Source organism: Pseudoalteromonas sp. '520P1 No. 423', assembly GCF_001269985.1.
Classification (GTDB): domain Bacteria; phylum Pseudomonadota; class Gammaproteobacteria; order Enterobacterales; family Alteromonadaceae; genus Pseudoalteromonas.
This window is the reverse complement of sequence record NZ_BBZB01000001.1, coordinates 3,740,268-3,755,564: the sequence shown is the minus strand read 5'-3', so window position 1 is coordinate 3,755,564 and position 15,297 is coordinate 3,740,268. Positions and strand designations below refer to the sequence as shown.

15 protein-coding genes are annotated in these 15,297 nt (G+C 33.3%); 4 read left to right on the top strand and 11 right to left on the bottom strand.

The window, feature by feature from the left end:
* Positions 1 to 20 precede the first annotated feature (20 nt).
* From rpoZ to PSA_RS17120, 8 genes are all read right to left on the bottom strand, one after another.
* Positions 21 to 296: a DNA-directed RNA polymerase subunit omega gene (gene rpoZ / locus PSA_RS17155; protein WP_042150508.1), complete on the bottom strand. Its 276-nt coding sequence runs from the start codon at positions 294 to 296 to the stop codon at positions 21 to 23.
* A gap of 85 nt (positions 297 to 381) precedes the next feature.
* Positions 382 to 1,005: a guanylate kinase gene (gmk, locus tag PSA_RS17150; protein ID WP_042150505.1), complete on the bottom strand. Its 624-nt coding sequence runs from the start codon at positions 1,003 to 1,005 to the stop codon at positions 382 to 384.
* A gap of 291 nt (positions 1,006 to 1,296) precedes the next feature.
* The gene (locus PSA_RS17145) at positions 1,297 to 1,584 is read right to left on the bottom strand and encodes a hypothetical protein (RefSeq protein ID WP_042150502.1); all 288 of its coding nucleotides are present in this window, start codon (positions 1,582 to 1,584) and stop codon (positions 1,297 to 1,299) included.
* 11 nt (positions 1,585 to 1,595) lie between these two features.
* Positions 1,596 to 2,141, bottom strand: coding sequence for a hypothetical protein (locus tag PSA_RS17140; protein ID WP_042150498.1), 546 nt, complete (start codon positions 2,139 to 2,141; stop codon positions 1,596 to 1,598).
* 58 nt (positions 2,142 to 2,199) lie between these two features.
* Entirely contained in the window at positions 2,200 to 4,860 is a 2,661-nt protein-coding gene (locus PSA_RS17135; protein WP_042150494.1) for a tetratricopeptide repeat protein, read from the bottom strand.
* On the bottom strand, positions 4,853 to 6,625 hold the full coding sequence (locus PSA_RS17130; RefSeq protein WP_042150491.1) for an FtsK/SpoIIIE domain-containing protein: 1,773 nt from the start codon (positions 6,623 to 6,625) through the stop codon (positions 4,853 to 4,855). The genes PSA_RS17135 and PSA_RS17130 overlap by 8 nt, the downstream gene beginning before the upstream one ends.
* A gap of 226 nt (positions 6,626 to 6,851) precedes the next feature.
* On the bottom strand, positions 6,852 to 7,298 hold the full coding sequence (locus tag PSA_RS17125; RefSeq protein ID WP_042150489.1) for an AlpA family transcriptional regulator: 447 nt from the start codon (positions 7,296 to 7,298) through the stop codon (positions 6,852 to 6,854).
* Positions 7,299 to 7,823: 525 nt separating this feature from the next.
* Positions 7,824 to 8,840 carry an IS110 family transposase gene (locus PSA_RS17120; RefSeq protein ID WP_059364971.1) on the bottom strand — a complete coding sequence of 339 codons (1,017 nt, stop codon included), beginning with the start codon at positions 8,838 to 8,840 and terminating at the stop codon, positions 7,824 to 7,826.
* Between the two features lie 246 nt (positions 8,841 to 9,086).
* Here PSA_RS17120 and PSA_RS17115 point away from each other — a divergent pair, with 246 nt between their 5' ends.
* From PSA_RS17115 to PSA_RS17105, 3 genes are all read left to right on the top strand, one after another.
* Positions 9,087 to 9,488, top strand: a complete 402-nt coding sequence (locus PSA_RS17115; protein ID WP_042153358.1) for a hypothetical protein — start codon at positions 9,087 to 9,089, stop codon at positions 9,486 to 9,488.
* A gap of 550 nt (positions 9,489 to 10,038) precedes the next feature.
* Positions 10,039 to 11,370, top strand: coding sequence for a HipA domain-containing protein (locus PSA_RS17110; protein ID WP_042153354.1), 1,332 nt, complete (start codon positions 10,039 to 10,041; stop codon positions 11,368 to 11,370).
* On the top strand, positions 11,363 to 11,641 hold the full coding sequence (locus tag PSA_RS17105; protein WP_042153351.1) for a helix-turn-helix transcriptional regulator: 279 nt from the start codon (positions 11,363 to 11,365) through the stop codon (positions 11,639 to 11,641). The genes PSA_RS17110 and PSA_RS17105 overlap by 8 nt, the downstream gene beginning before the upstream one ends.
* Positions 11,642 to 11,885: 244 nt before the next feature.
* On the opposite strand, the gene PSA_RS25370 is transcribed toward PSA_RS17105, so the two are convergent.
* The 3 genes from PSA_RS25370 to PSA_RS17095 all read right to left on the bottom strand — a co-directional run bounded on the left by PSA_RS25370 (position 11,886) and on the right by PSA_RS17095 (position 13,458).
* Positions 11,886 to 12,059, bottom strand: coding sequence for a hypothetical protein (locus PSA_RS25370; protein WP_157575788.1), 174 nt, complete (start codon positions 12,057 to 12,059; stop codon positions 11,886 to 11,888).
* Positions 12,060 to 12,172: 113 nt separating this feature from the next.
* On the bottom strand, positions 12,173 to 13,090 hold the full coding sequence (locus PSA_RS17100; protein ID WP_127924256.1) for a tyrosine-type recombinase/integrase: 918 nt from the start codon (positions 13,088 to 13,090) through the stop codon (positions 12,173 to 12,175).
* Positions 13,039 to 13,458, bottom strand: coding sequence for a hypothetical protein (locus PSA_RS17095; RefSeq protein ID WP_042153345.1), 420 nt, complete (start codon positions 13,456 to 13,458; stop codon positions 13,039 to 13,041). Before PSA_RS17095 ends, PSA_RS17100 begins: the two co-directional genes overlap by 52 nt.
* A gap of 946 nt (positions 13,459 to 14,404) precedes the next feature.
* On the opposite strand from PSA_RS17095, the gene PSA_RS17090 reads away from it, so the two are divergent.
* The gene (locus tag PSA_RS17090) at positions 14,405 to 15,295 is read left to right on the top strand and encodes an AAA family ATPase (protein WP_082305767.1); all 891 of its coding nucleotides are present in this window, start codon (positions 14,405 to 14,407) and stop codon (positions 15,293 to 15,295) included.
* Positions 15,296 to 15,297 lie beyond the last annotated feature (2 nt).

Below are 15,297 nucleotides of genomic sequence, written 5' to 3'. Positions count from 1 at the left end.
ACTGTTAAAAAGTATGCTTTCTATTGGTTTCCACCAACAATTGCTGCCACAGCAGCGAGTTCAGCAGCTTCTTGATTTTGCTCTTCAGCAAGCTCAATGCTATCTAAACTTGTATTAGTTACTAAACCAGCTTCGATTTCACGAAGAGCAATAACTGTAGGCTTATCGTTTTCTTCTTCTACCATAGCATCTTTGCCACCAGTAGCAATTTGGCGAGCACGACGTGCCGCAACCAAGATTAAATCAAAACGATTACCAATTTTATCTACCGCATCTTCAACAGTTACACGAGCCATCGAGTACTCCCAAATTCAAAAAATTTAATTTACGCAAGTAGTGTAGTTTACTTTAAGCGCGAGATTTAGCCAAACAATTTTTACTTTATGCAGGTAAAAGATCGTTAATTAAGCTATTAAACTTCAAAGCTTGGTTACTTTGCTTTAATCTTTGGCCAAAAACAATTGTTTCTAACTGATATAAAGCTGTATCAAAGTCATCGTTAATGATTAAAAAATCAAACTCATTGTAGTGAGACATTTCAGCTTGCGCTTTATCCATACGAGATTTGATTACTTCAGCTGAATCTTGGCCGCGAGAATTAAGTCTGTTTTCTAGCTCTTGTTTAGAAGGCGGTAAAATAAAGATAGTTTGCACTTCTGGTAGTACTTTTCTCATTTGTTGCGCGCCTTGCCAATCGATATCTAAAAATACATCAATCCCCTGAGCAAGTTGAGACTCTATACTTTGTTTTGAAGTGCCGTAATAGTTTTCAAAAACTTGAGCCCATTCTAAAAAATCATTTGCTTCAATTAATTTTTTAAACTCATCTACTGCAACAAAGTGATAATGCTCTGCATTATTTTCACCTGGGCGTGGTTGGCGAGTAGTATGAGAAACTGATACTTTCATATCAGAGTGGCGCTCTAATAAAGCATTAATTAAGCTAGACTTACCTGCGCCTGATGGCGCTGATAAGATAAATAAATTTCCGCGAACTTGTGACATCAGTATTCTCGATTGTTCAATGTTAAATATTTTTATAGCAATGAAAATAAAGCTATAAAGTTTTCTATATTTTAAATGGATTTTGACAGAATGGCTATAAATGAAAAAACCGCTGTAAAAGCGGTTTTCTGATATGGTGAATAAACTTCTATTCTATGTTCTGGATCTGCTCACGCATTGTTAATTTAAAACGCATAATATTCATTATGTTAAGTTAAATTAACATAGTGAATTTAATTTTGTGTCACCAATCATGTCACCACTTAGTGAGAGTGCTCTAATTGAGTAAACCTAGCTAAAGGCATCTAGGGATTGCTTAATACCTTTTATCTGAGTTTCAATATATGTCATGTGTTCGTTATAAATATGCTTTTTTAGTCCATTAATATCTTCTTGAAAGATATTGTTCATCTTCTGTATATCATCAAGCATTTCTCCAAGATAATCTGAAGTACTCAATTGGTTTACAATATCGTTATATTGATTTGCAGAATCATTAAGCTTTTCACCTATTTCGTTTAATTGATCCATAGTCGTAATAGACCAACCTAATTGGTTTGCTAATGTTAGTTTACTCATTTCACACTCCTTTATTGCTGTGCAAGCTGTCGTAGTCTATTGATTTCTGATTTATGTAGGTCATTTATTCGAGAACGTTGCTGTTCGATTAGGGACATTGTTTGAGATATTTTATTGGCAAAATCTCGCTGTCTTTTAGTCAACCCGTTAACATAATCATCAACAAAACCTAAGCTTGCTGATGCATTGATTTGCTGTCCATAGTTTTCTGGTATCACAGCAAGGTACTCCTTTAGTGTATTAAGGTTCCTTTCAAATTCTTGTAATAATTGTAATTGAAGATTAAAGCTTTGATTAGCAGATTGCATTTTTTCACCTTTACTTGAATTCTTGTAGTGGACATCATTTTGTTTACGTTGACCGTCTGTATAGCCCTTATCATAACTACTCATATAGGATTGATACGCATTTGAAAACTGCCAAGCATAATTAATTGGATGTATAGCCTTTATAACACCAAGCTTATTTTTAGGTTTATTCTTCTCAGAGCTATTGATGCCCGCAATATAGCCTTCCTCAGAATAATCCCCTGTATAAATTTTATTTAATTTACTCATGAAGTTACCAATTTTAAGACCAATTTAAAAATACATGTATTTAAATTAATAGACATATTTATAGCTTGTTTATTTTTTCTTTTAGTTTATTACAGTACTCTGTATCAGGAAAACCTGAAGAGAGTAATTTTTTTGCTCTGCTTGCATTCATTGGTAATCCTTTACTATTATCAACATAGAATTCTGCAGCGTTACAGTTACCGTAATCATCACCTAATGAAGATGATTTTTCATAATATTTTAGCGCAAGTTTATTACTCTGCTTTACTCCTTCCCCATTATCAAATAAAACTCCAAGATTATTACAAGCGGCTCCACTCCCTTTTAATATGCAGGATTTTTCATAGTAAAAATGGGATTTTTGATAGTTTTTATCTTGAGACTTATATAACCGCCCTAAATAAAACCAAGCTCCATCATGTTTTTCAATACTTTTAAATAACTTAAAAGCCTTTTGATATTTTTCTTTTGAATATAAGCCCCTAGCTTCCTTAAACGTCTCAGTAAGAAATATTAATTCTTCTTTTAGCTTGTTGCATTTAACTTCATTTGGAAAGCCTCGCTTTTGGTACTTCATTGCTTTACGTATATCTACTTCTCCATGTGATCCCGAGGTTAAATACCTAGCGACATTACAATGTGAAAACTCATTCGAAAATTTAGATATGTTTTTATTTGCGGCCTTATTAAAATATTTATAAGCTTCTCTGTGGTTATTTTCCAGATCTCGATATAAAAAACCTAAGTATACATAGGCTAATGGGTCATCAGATATTTTATTGAACTCGGTAAAGGCTGTTTTTTTATCTCCTTTAGCAAATAATTTTTTAGCTTTTTCAAAAACATTTTCCAATGTTATGGATACCTTTTTCTCACCTTTTTTTACTCGCTTAGTAACTGTCTTATATCCTGGTGCTGTTACTTCAATATCATTAAATTTTTCTTCTAATTCATAATCCACTTGGAAATAGGGTGAATCTCCATTTCTTTCATCATTAATGTCACCAGAATAAGCATCATTAATGCGAACTGTAGCGTGTCCTGGTGAAATTTTAAATTCTGTATCTGGTGTATCGAAAAACCAGAGAATTATAGAAACTATCAATATAATTCCTCCAATACCAAATAGTGCTTCCGTGTCTTCTACTTCTTTAATTTTTTCTTTAGCAGCCGTACTATAAAGACCATCAGGAAATTCTTTCAAATATGCTTCATAGCTACTTAATTTGTTATCTTGAAAAGCTTTCTTCCATTTAGACTCATCTAGCTCAAGTTCAAATATTTTTCTCTCTACAGATAAAGTCCATTTGCCTTTAGGGTATGATTTTAGGTAATCTTGATAGGAGCTTATTGAGTTGACTTTCTTTGCATACTCCCAAGCTTTGTTGTCTTTAGTTATGACTTCTATTGCTTTGTTAGCTTGACTTATGTAAAGACCATTTTTAAAGTTTTTTAAATAATGTTGATATATTGTAATTACATTTTTTTCTACCGCTTTTACCCATTCATTTTCATCTTCTTGAATTGCTAATATATATTCACTCGCTTTCTTGTGATAAAAGCCTTCTGGGAATTTTTGTAGGTATAATTGATAGGATGTTAGATCTTTTTCTTTTAATGCTTTTTCCCATGCCTTTTCATCGTTTGTAAAAGCGGTAATTTTCTTATTTGCTTTAACGATATTCTCCCCATTAGGGTAGTACCTTAAGTAAGTTTTATAGGATTGAAGAGTATTAATATCTATAGCTTTTTGCCAAGCATTATTCTCTCTTGCATAAGCTTCTAACTTATTTTTAGCCTCTTTTTTATATTTTCCATTTATACAATTAGATAGGTACTTCTCATAACTTACTCTTGAATCATTAGAGCGGGCAATGTTCCATTCAGTTTCATCCTTTTCTATAAAAAGTATTTGAGTGCGTGCTTTGTCTACATAAGAACCTTCAGGGTATTTTGATAAATAATTTTCATATGTCTCAATTGAGTCTATTTCTTGTGTTGTCTCCCAAAGGCTGGTTTCTTTTTTAAATTCTTCTATTTTTTTATTTGCTTCGGTTAAGTATTGGCCACTTTTAAATAATTCAATATATTTACTATAGCTATTATAAGTGTCTTCATTGCAAGCCATACCCCAAGCATTAGCATCTTCTGCTAGTAATCTCTTTATTGCTGCATTGGCTTCTAGTGCGTATACACCTTTTTCTTGATGGTTAGATAAATATTCTTCATAAGAATTTATAGTGTTAGCATTTTTTGCTTTTTTCCAATCTGCTTTATCATTAATGAAATAACCAATATATTTATTTGCTTGCTGAACATACTTTCCATTTGGGTATGTATTTAAATACTCACCGAATGTTTCTTCAGTATATTCTTCCAGTATTTCATTCCAGATATGCTCTTCTTTTTTTATCTGATCTTGTCGTTTTTTAGCTATATCAATAAATTTAGCTTTTTTATTTTTGTCTAAATAACACTGAAGACTTTCTAAGGTGTCACCTTGCTTAGCTCTTTCCCATAGGGAGTTATCAAATTTTAAGTCTTCTATTTGCTGTTGAGCTTCTTTAATAAATTTACCATCAAAAAACTCCTTTAAGTAATGCTGAAATCCTTCAATAGAATCTTGAGCCTTACTTTTTTTCCAAGAATTATTATCTAATGCGCTAAATACATATTCGAGGTAGTTTTCATAATTATCGTAAACTGGATGATTATTCATTATTTGTAGCAACCTCTTCAGTTACATTTAATTTATCCATCATTTCACTGTATTCAGTTAAATCAAACGGTTGAAATTTATCTATTTCAATGGAAGCTACGTTTTCAATATCATGGGATGATTCTCTTTTTTCAGCCTCTTCCGTTGAAGTGGCCGTAGTTTTATTTGATATTTTTGGAAAAATCATTTCTTCTTTATGTCTGCTACTTATAACGGTAGACAAAATGCTGGAAACTTCTCTTGGGGGCATTGCTCTGGCAATGGTATTACCTGTTTTTTCACCTGCTTCGTTATTGTATATAAATTGGTATTTTCCGAGTCTTGCTGGTTCATCATTATTAGATGCGTAAATTTTCCATATTTCAGAACCAATTAGTTTAAAAGCTATACGAAGAGGAATTTGCGACATTATAGCTGGACTAATATTTGCTCCGGTTAAAGTCTGGGTAGACATAATAATGTGAATGCCGAAACTTCTTCCTTGTCGAACAACATATTCAAGCTGTTGTTCGAAATGACTTTGTTCTTTATAACCACCGGAAAACAGTCGTTGTACTTCATCTATTACTAATATTATTCGAGGAATGACCTTACTAGACTGTGTTTTATTATAGTCATCTATGTTACTAACAGCTGCATCCTTAAATAACTCACTTCGAGTATTAATTAAATTTGCAAAATCATCTATTAAGTTTATAGCAGCAGCTACATTGGTATTATCTAGAAATAAATGCTCACAGTTAGGGTGTTTTTCAAAAACTTGAAATTCAACACCTTGCTTATAATCCATCAGATATAGTTTTACTTGGTTTGCTGTAAAGTTCTCAGCAATACCTAAAATTATATTGTTGATTAAAGTCGTTTTCCCCGTACCGTTTGTGCCTGCTATAAATGCATGGTAAACACTTGAACGATCTCCTAATGAAAAGTTAATTTCCGTACGACCGTCTAAGGTAGTACCAATAGGGATACGTAAAAAATCTTCAGATTTATCATTTGAATCAAGTAGTAGCCTTTCTTTGATGTCATTTGCTTGTTGGTATATTTTTGCGTTGTCAGTATCGACGTTATGATTAAATTTAAAACGTTTGATAAGTTCTTTTAACTTTATTGTTTGATCATCAACTGCTATTAATTGTGTTTGTTTGTCATTTATTTTAATTACACTATAAGCAGTAGAAATAATTTGTGAAGATTTAACAATTTCTTTTCGGTCGTTATTGCTTAAGCTTATTAATGCTTCATCAGAAGCATAAGCAATAATATAAACCCCTGCTTCACGGCTTGCTTCAATAAAAGATTTAATATCTTTTATTGTACCGAACTGACTGACAATGTGTTCAATATTCCACAAAACGATATGGAATTTTTCTTTTTGTGGAGAGTTCTGATTATATGAGTGAATATCTTCATAGCCCGTCAATAATTCATAGTGTCGATACCGAACTAGCTCTTCTAATTCTTCATATGCTTTCAGCGCTTTTTTTTCTGAGTAAGAATTGTATATTCCAGTATCTTTAAGTTGCGCTAATTCTTTGAAGGGATTTTTTAATGAAAAATCAAAAGTATGGATAGTAACTAACTGTTCTGAAAGCGCTGTAATATATGAAAGTGTTAGTTTTTGTATAAACTGTAATGCTTCTTGGCTCTTATCCAATGAATACTCAACTATAAAGCCGCCAGTTGATAGGGGTAATATTAAAGGTAATTTAATGCCTTCAGAGTTTTGTAAATTACCAATATTTATTCCGTAGTTATTATTCATTTTTACTGACAGCATCCTTATAGAAAAGTATGAATATTCATGCGTTTAACATGTTTTTATAAATATCTGAGATTGTTTATAGTTTTTATTTGTTAAGCTTAAATACTATCAATTTACGAGCCTTTATTACAATGGTTTGAAGTCAATTCATAGATTATTAATTAATCTTTTTTATTGGATATAGTGAAATCAAACTTTGCTAGTTAATATATAATAAAAGTCGGGCTCAACATTTCTTAATCCATTCCTGAATTTCAGTCAGTCGCCAACCAATACTACCAGCTGTTAAAGCAACACGTGCAGGAAATTTTCCAGTACGCTCTAACCGCCATATTGTAGTTCGTGATAACCCTGTTAATTCTTGCACTTCTTTTGAACGAATTATTTTATCTGGCAATGAAGAATTAGAGGCATGCGTATGGTTGTGGTTTGAAGGCTGAACTGTTACCTGTATATTACCTAGTTGGTAATTTAGTAATTGAAAACCAAAAAACTCAGTTTGTTTTTCGGTAACTTGAATAAACTCGATTTGATGATTAGTCTGTAGCTTAGTGATTTCAGCTAATGGACACCGTAAAAATAGTGATGCTTCAGTAGGTGTGAATCGCTGATACATAGCGATCCCCATACTGTCTGCTAGCTCACATAAATTGGGTGTAAACGGCTTATCCATTTAGTTGTTATGATCCTATAGTTACAATGCTAATTTTTACTTAATTCATGAAAGAAATATGGGGTCAGTGAAAGAAATATGGGGTCACCCATTAGAAATTTCCGGTCAAGCAGACATGTGTGTTTTCTTGTGTTTTTTATTAAAAACCAAGTAAAAATGTTTTTTGTACCGCCAATTTCAATTATTTATTAATACGCACCTAAAAATCACAATGTTGGTGTGAATATGCACCAGTCACCCATCTGAATTAAAGCGGTGTAGTCAGCCAATAAACTGGATGACTACTGCTCTTGGCTACAAAGCCTCAGTAATTATTTAGTGCCAAAGTTAATCCAGTTCTTTACAGAAGTTTCTGTAATTAACAGATCTATGGCTTTGCCTGCTAAAGGCAATCCAACCCGTTATGGCTTTAACTTTGGGCATACTCATTTTTACAATTAAATTGGAATGGTTAAGGTAAAGGTTTAATCAGGTCTCGTGGTTTTTCCAACCCCTTGTATAACTCATTACCTTAACCAAATTCTGTTAACAAAAAGCTTTTTTAGCTTCAAAAGGCACGTCATCTCGCAAAACATAAAAGCAAGCTCTCGCTAATTTATGGGCCACTGTTTTTATCGCAACAGTTTGATTTGTTTTTGCTGCTTTTCGTTGATAATAACTTTTCACTGTTTTGTTATACCTGATAGCAAAGCTAGCGGCTTCAACAAAAGCCCATGCCAAATCTTTATTGCCATTTTTTGAATTTGTGCTGCCTTTCTTTTTACCATTACTGTAACGAGCACCACTGACACATCGACAATAAGATGCGTAATTACCTACCTTGTCAAAACGCTTAATATCACCAGTTTCAAGCATAATAGTGAGGGCTAAAATATTACCAATACCATCAATGCTAGTCAGTTGTTGGAATTGCGCTCTTAATTTAACCTGTTCTAATATGACACGTTCAATCGTCTTAATTTGTGTTTTTAGACAGTTCATTACAGCTAGGTTGCAAACTGTAGCCTGACTAACATTTGTTGATAAAAAATCTTTTTCTATGTCTTCAGCTGAGAGTTGTTTTATTTTGTTATTACTCAGTTTATAACTCAAATGACGCATATATAGCCCCTGGATGGACAAAAGGTTTTTCGTGGCTTGTTGAACAAGTTGCATCCGTTTACGCATCAAATCTCGTACTGCTCGCTCTGCTTTTGGGTAGATATACCCCTCAGGTAGAATATTTAATCTCAACATTTCTGCCAGCCAAGCAGCATCACTATTATCATCAGCATATTTCAAACCAGAATACTGCTGGATCGCTGTCGTATTGGCGAGATGAACACAAAATCCAGCATCCATTAAAGCGTCGACTAACCAATACCAGTTAAAAGTAGACTCAACTACCAAGCCAACTAATTCATTTTCAAAAGAGCCTAAAAACTGAAAAATCATATTTAAATCATTGGGTAATTTTTTTCTTGCTTTAATTTCACCATTTTCATCTTTAATAGCAAATACACTATTATTTGAATGTAAATCAATTCCACCATATAGTTTCATCTTAGGCTCCTAGTGTTCGTAAAAGTGTTTTGGACGGCACATACTTTACGCTTAACACTTAGGAGCTTTCTATATGATTATCAGGTCTTGCATTTTGCATGCTGATTCCACAGGCAAAATAAATCATCCATTTCTGTAATATTCCAGCTAAAACGATTTTGTACGTGTTTTAAATGCGAAGTAGGATTTTTGACAGGTCGGAAACTTGATTCAAGCTAGTCATATTTTTAACCTATAGAGGTAATTATGACTGACGATTTAAAAAAAGAGATTGCTAGATTAGCGGGCGTATTAAATGAACCGGGAGCTATTACAGACTTTGGTTGTTCTGAATCTCAAATTGATAAAATGAAAGAAAAGAGCAAGCAGATAGAATCAAATAAACCAGTATGTGTGGTTAAGGATTGGATGATTTGGGATGTTCAGCCACCTCCTCAGCTTAATGAATCTAATGTTCTGGTTATTAAAGGTAGTACAATTATTTTTGATGAACTAGAGCGGTTTCCCGTAGGAGGTTGGGTTCGAACAGCAGCAATGATTAATATATATGACAATTGCATTTTTGCTACTGGTAATACACATTATATCTTAGTGGGCAGAGGAACTCGTAAAATAGTAGCTTTGGACGATGCACTGAGATTTCTTTAACAGCAAGAATAAAGCTGGGATTAACCCAGCTTTTATTAATTTTTTTGTAATTTATCAGAACTTTTGGGGGACTTTGTAAAAAAGCGTTGATCTAGGCATAAAGTCAATAAATGGTTGATAGACACCTCTGTATCTCCTTCATGGTAAATATCCAGAGCATCTTGAAAAGTGATGTGCTTATCAAGTAAATATCTAGCCCATGAGTCAGCCTGACTTTTTGTTATCCTAGAGGTTCCAGTTCTTCACTTTTAACGCCCTTTGTTACTAAAAGAATAGCGATTGCAATTCGCTGTATTTTGGTGAAATTTTTCATCTTATTCCCGCTGTTAATTAACTTGTAAGAAGTTTAAATACAGAAACTATAAGAAGTCGTTAAAAAGATAAGTAAAACTATATAGTTTTGAGGGTTGCTCATTATTCCCATAATAGCTGATATTTAGAAAAGTAGTTTGTTACCGTTTGTTAGTGGTGTTTTTAATTTAAACGGTAGTATTCTACCGTTGTTGTGCTACTATTTGTATATTAACGGTAACAAACTACTGGTCGATATATGCCAAATGTAACACTTCAATTATTCAATCAAGGTAAGTGGTGGGATGCTGCTGAACTAAGCTTTACATATGAACAAGTAAGTTCAAGTGTAATTTTATCTTACTATCCTGATTATATTGCATCTGTAGCTAGTTATGAAATTAAAGATTGCTGGGCATGTTCTATTAATGCTCCTATCAGTATTATTCCAACAGAATATACGAATTGGCCTGCATTACTCGATGATATTTTACCTGTAGGAAAATCTAGAGATTGGTGGCTGAAGTTTTTGAATGTAAGCCGTGCCGATGAGTTTAAGCAAAACTTCACTTTATTAACACATGCCTGTATGTCGCCAGTGGGTAATCTTAGAGTTAAGGAGTCTGTACCTAAGAAGCTTGCAGATAATAACTTTCGCTTTCCAATAAATGATGTAATTCAATTACAGCACGACTTTCTTGAGTATGCCAATGAGCAAGGGGCAGCCGTTGGTGGGGCAACAGGTGCTGGTGGAGTAGCACCTAAGTTATTACTTATGCTAGAAGATGAGGAAGTTTATATAGATGGTGATTTTGCCGGAAAATCATTAACGGCTACACCTTATTTGACCAAATTTGCGAGAAATAATCGAACGTCTAGGGATAACAATCTATTAAAAGCGGAAGGTATTTATTATAAAGTCTTAACTGATATTTTATTAGAAACTGAAATTGAAACAATTGAAGTGTCTAGGTTGAAAATATTAGAACATAAAGGACAAGTTAGCTTATGGTTACCTCGCTTTGATATTCGAGTCGAAAATAATGAAGCAACCAGAATTGGATTAGAAAGCATTTACTCAATCATTAATGCAGAGCCAGGCAGCTATCATGATCATTTTAAGGTGATGGAAAAAGTTTGGAGTCGAATAAAAAGTGATACAAAAATGACTAGTGCTGAATTTGCAAAGCAGTATGTCGTGAGAGACTTTTTAAATTTAGTTTTTGGTAATTCGGATAATCATGGTCGAAATATTTCGTTTTTAAAATTAGAAGGCGATATCCAATTTGCTCCTATTTATGATTTTGCGCCAATGAAAGCTGATCCTGAAATAGTGACTCGTTTATTTAAGTGGGAAAAGGATTGTGAAAGAAGTGGACAAGTAAACTTTGAAAATGTATCGAAAGAGCTTGCTGATTTTTGTGAACCAGCAGAATTGATTAATTTTATAAAGCCAATTGCCCAAAAACTGATTGAGCTACCCACTATGTTGGAGAAGCTAAATTGCCCTGAAGAGATTTTAAATTTTCCAGCCATAGGTTTTTACAACATAAAAAATAAATTAAAGGATATGGGAGTTTACGATGGCTAATTTATCTGTTGCAGAGCGAAAAGAAATTTTAGCTAAGCTAGAAAGTAATTTAGAACAAAACACTATTTCTCATGGTGAAGTGATCAAAACTATTCGCACAGCATTATATGGTATGACTCAAACACAGTATGCAAAATTTATTAAAGTTTCAGATAAAACATTACGTGATATTGAAAAAGGAAATACAGATCCTCGCTTGTCAGTACTCAATAAGTTATTGGCGCCAGGAGGGTTTAAAATCAGTGCTAGGTTTATAAAGCGTTCTATATAATTACAAGGGCATGCTAACTTACGGCAAAAGCTTAACCGTAACTAATTTATTACCTGCATATTATTCCTCGCAGAGTGTTAATTATCCTGCAATAGAGAAGTAAAACTAAATAGGGGGTAGTTCTGCAAGTTATCGCTGAAATATGGTCATATTAGTTGTATGAAAGAGCTTAAGAGCGCAGGCTAACTGATGGAAACTCTGCAATACCTTGCAGAGTTTCCATCTCGTAATTTATGCTCCACATTTAATATTTGAATGAAAACCTGCAATATGTTGCAGAACCATTGATAGTAGCACTAACACCCCAGCTAGTTACTGCTTGTTTATAGGCTCCATTTTTTTGTGCAGCGTAGTCTCGATATCGTAAAATAGTTGATTGACGCCATTGATTTTTTTTGCCAACTTTGACATCTGGCAAAGGAAAATTTCCTAACTGAATTTGTTTGTATAGCCAAGATTTTTTATAGCCAAGTAATGCTAATACTTCATTTAACGACTAAGAAGGTTCTGGTTTTTTAAATATAGACACCATCATTTATCTTCCTCTCGAACATACTTAACAAGCGTTTCTATGTAATTAGATAGCTTTATTGCTGCCTCTTTTCTTTCAGGGTAAAGGTGATAAATATCATGCATATAGTTGTTTTTAGAGTGACAAATATAGGACTCGGCAATATCGTCACTAATGCTTAAAACACTAAGTAGAGTTCTTGTCGTGTGCCTTAGTTCATGCACTGAAAATTTTAAATCACCGGAAATACGCTTGATAAATTTATTTAGTGTAGATGAGCTGATATGCGGTTTACTACTATTTGATTTTCTTGCTGTTAACAAGTAATCAGAACTATTTCCTATCTCAACTAGTCGATTTAAACATTCTTGCATGAAAGGGGGGATATATTTAGATCTCATGCCTCCTGTTTTAGTTGTTTTCTGCTTCCAAGCAATAACCTCTACTAGTGAAAGCCCATTATTAACTGGTATCAGATCAATCATGAAATCTGATACTTTTGCACTGATTAATTCCATTTTCCTTGGACCCAGTAAGATCAATAAGTATATGGCATAAACGTTAGCTGGTTCTGTTTCAGCTTTAGACTCTAGGCGATGGATTAACGTTTTTAACTCAGTTAACATAAGTGCTTTACGTGATTTTTTTACTTTGTATCCTACGTCTTTAGCTGTCATGTTTTCAGCCGCATTTAAATTCGTTAATTTGTATTCAACGGCTAATGCTAATAATTTTTTTATTATATAAATAGCATGATTAGCTGATGCGGTATAATCATACTTACTAGAGCTGTTCCCTTTGTTTAGTATGCTTTTAGTTACTCGGTTTATATGCCTTCTATCTATCGCAGTAATTAAGATATGACCTATTATTGGACTGATGTTGCCTACATACTTTTGTTGAAGATGAGGAAGGCTTTGCAGTGGCTCGTTACCCACAGGAAAATCAACATCGTCATGATGTAAGAAAACTCGCAAGCAATATCATCACACGTTTCTATTTCATCAATACGTTTTTGAGTCTCATAGATATCTTCATTTATGACTCCGTTTTCTTTCAAACATAATTCATGCTCCCAACAATCAGTAAGGGCTTGCTCGATCGAATAATTGCTACTTAATTTACCAAGTGTTTTATATGGGCGCTTTTTTCTAACTTGTTTCCTAAAAACAAAAGTAACCTCGCCTTTAGTTGATTTTACAGACAAACTATTTATAAGTTTAGTTAGCTGAAATGTATTCCCGTGTTTAGTCGTTAATTGGGCTAGTTTTTCTTTGGCATACAACACACTCTTGCGAAATACCATTGCTTCTCTCTTAAGTAAGTTTAAAGCTTGAGCATATATTTTAAAGTGGTTGCACTGAATTATGCTTGGAAACACTACTTAGATAATTTTATGAGGTGAGGAGGTTAGACTAGGGTGTATAAAAAAAGCTTGAAGTTGTCAAAGCCTATGCAGGCTCTGGTTTTCAGCGCTACTCCCTGAGGCTTGGTACACGTTTGTACTGACATTATAAATACGAAAAGAGAACTCATAGAGGGAATTCTCTTTAGTTTGTTATTAAATATGTAGTAGCTCATATTTAATCTGACACTTTTCAATTTTGGATTTGACCTAATCGCACAGTTGGTTAGGTCAGCGATGAGCCTGAAGCGGACAAAAAGCCGTATTATTTAATTCAATTTATATATTTTTTAATTTTGAATACTATATCCACGTAACCTGATGACTTTTCTAAAAGCTTTTAAAAATGGAGTTTTGGACACGGAAAATTATTTTAAAACTGCTTTTATATACAGTACCAAAAATATTTACAATAAAACAAGCACGCTTTGTGAGTTTTGGTCGCACGCTTTGTCTTGCTGCTAAAAAATAAAACTTGTATAGTCAAGCACGTAGGGAAATATGCACCGATATAATAGGCGCATATAAATTACAAAGCGTGCATGCACACTTTATTTAGTTAAAAATTGTTCAACATGTGTCTGATAATAAAGCATTAAATAGTAATTTTTACGTAGAGGTCTAACCAGAAAAGCGTGCATGCACACTTTACTACCTCCGTTTTTGACGTTATTTTTCTCTAAGCTATTTATTTTTAGTTACTAATTTTTAATTTATATTAAGAGGTCTAACCTGATAAGTGTGCGTGCCGTTTATACAAATGTTAGCCATTACTGCTCTTCAATAATCGAATGTAAATATGAAATATAGAGAAAGCAACCAAGATAGAAACCTTAGAAAGTGATTTATTAACGATAACGACCATCAGTTATTAAGAAAGATAAAACTTAGTAAAGGAATCATTAGAGGGTTATCCTCGTTCGATATTGACTTTGATTACCCAATAACAGCAATCGCTGGGAAAAATGGGTCAGGAAAATCAACATTATTGTCCCTCGCATGTTGTGCTTTTCATAATGGAAAAAAAGGGTTTAAACTTCCAAATAGAAAACAAGCATATTATACATTCGCAGATTTTTTTGTTCAGCATAGTGATGATATTCCGCCAGAAGGGATTGAAATTTACTATGGAATTGCGCATAACAAATGGAGGGCCTCAAGTATTAAACCTGACGGTAAAGGTGTGGGCCTTCAAAAGCGTAGCAAGAAAAAAGGAGGAAAATGGACTGATTATGGAAGGAGAATACATAGAGATGTTGTATTTTTAGGTATTGAAAGAATTGTACCTCACAGCGAAAAAAGTCAATCGAAGAGTTATTCGAAATCATTTTCATATAGTGCTGAAAATGGATGGGAAAATGATGTAAAAGACATTGTTGGTAAAATACTTGGAAAAAAATATGATGAATTCAAGTATGTATCTCATTCTAAATATAGACTTCCAGTAGTAGTTTGTAATGGAAAACGGTATTCAGGCTTCAACATGGGGGCAGGTGAAAATGCACTGTTTGAAGTGTTCTCTGTTATTCATGCAACGAATGAAGGATCTTTAATTATAATTGATGAAATAGAGCTTGGCCTCCATTCTGAAGCACAAAAAAAGTTCATAAACCATTTGAAAAAGGTATGTAAAAAAGAAAAATTCAAATCATATGTACAACTCACTCCAAAGATATTTTTAGTCAATTACCAGATGACGCTAGGGTTTTTATTGAAACTATCAATGGAAAATCTATAGTA

Bases quoted from the DNA above. Each gene is read 5' to 3' on its own strand.
- rpoZ (WP_042150508.1), bottom strand. From the start codon at position 296: ATGGCTCGTGTAACTGTTGAAGATGCGGTAGATAAAATTGGTAATCGT.
- gmk (WP_042150505.1), bottom strand. From the start codon at position 1,005: ATGTCACAAGTTCGCGGAAATTTATTTATCTTATCAGCGCCATCAGGC.
- PSA_RS17145 (WP_042150502.1), bottom strand. From the start codon at position 1,584: ATGAGTAAACTAACATTAGCAAACCAATTAGGTTGGTCTATTACGACT.
- PSA_RS17140 (WP_042150498.1), bottom strand. From the start codon at position 2,141: ATGAGTAAATTAAATAAAATTTATACAGGGGATTATTCTGAGGAAGGC.
- PSA_RS17135 (WP_042150494.1), bottom strand. From the start codon at position 4,860: ATGAATAATCATCCAGTTTACGATAATTATGAAAACTACCTCGAATAT.
- PSA_RS17130 (WP_042150491.1), bottom strand. From the start codon at position 6,625: ATGAATAATAACTACGGAATAAATATTGGTAATTTACAAAACTCTGAA.
- PSA_RS17125 (WP_042150489.1), bottom strand. From the start codon at position 7,298: ATGGATAAGCCGTTTACACCCAATTTATGTGAGCTAGCAGACAGTATG.
- PSA_RS17120 (WP_059364971.1), bottom strand. From the start codon at position 8,840: ATGAAACTATATGGTGGAATTGATTTACATTCAAATAATAGTGTATTT.
- PSA_RS17115 (WP_042153358.1), top strand. From the start codon at position 9,087: ATGACTGACGATTTAAAAAAAGAGATTGCTAGATTAGCGGGCGTATTA.
- PSA_RS17110 (WP_042153354.1), top strand. From the start codon at position 10,039: ATGCCAAATGTAACACTTCAATTATTCAATCAAGGTAAGTGGTGGGAT.
- PSA_RS17105 (WP_042153351.1), top strand. From the start codon at position 11,363: ATGGCTAATTTATCTGTTGCAGAGCGAAAAGAAATTTTAGCTAAGCTA.
- PSA_RS17095 (WP_042153345.1), bottom strand. From the start codon at position 13,458: ATGGTATTTCGCAAGAGTGTGTTGTATGCCAAAGAAAAACTAGCCCAA.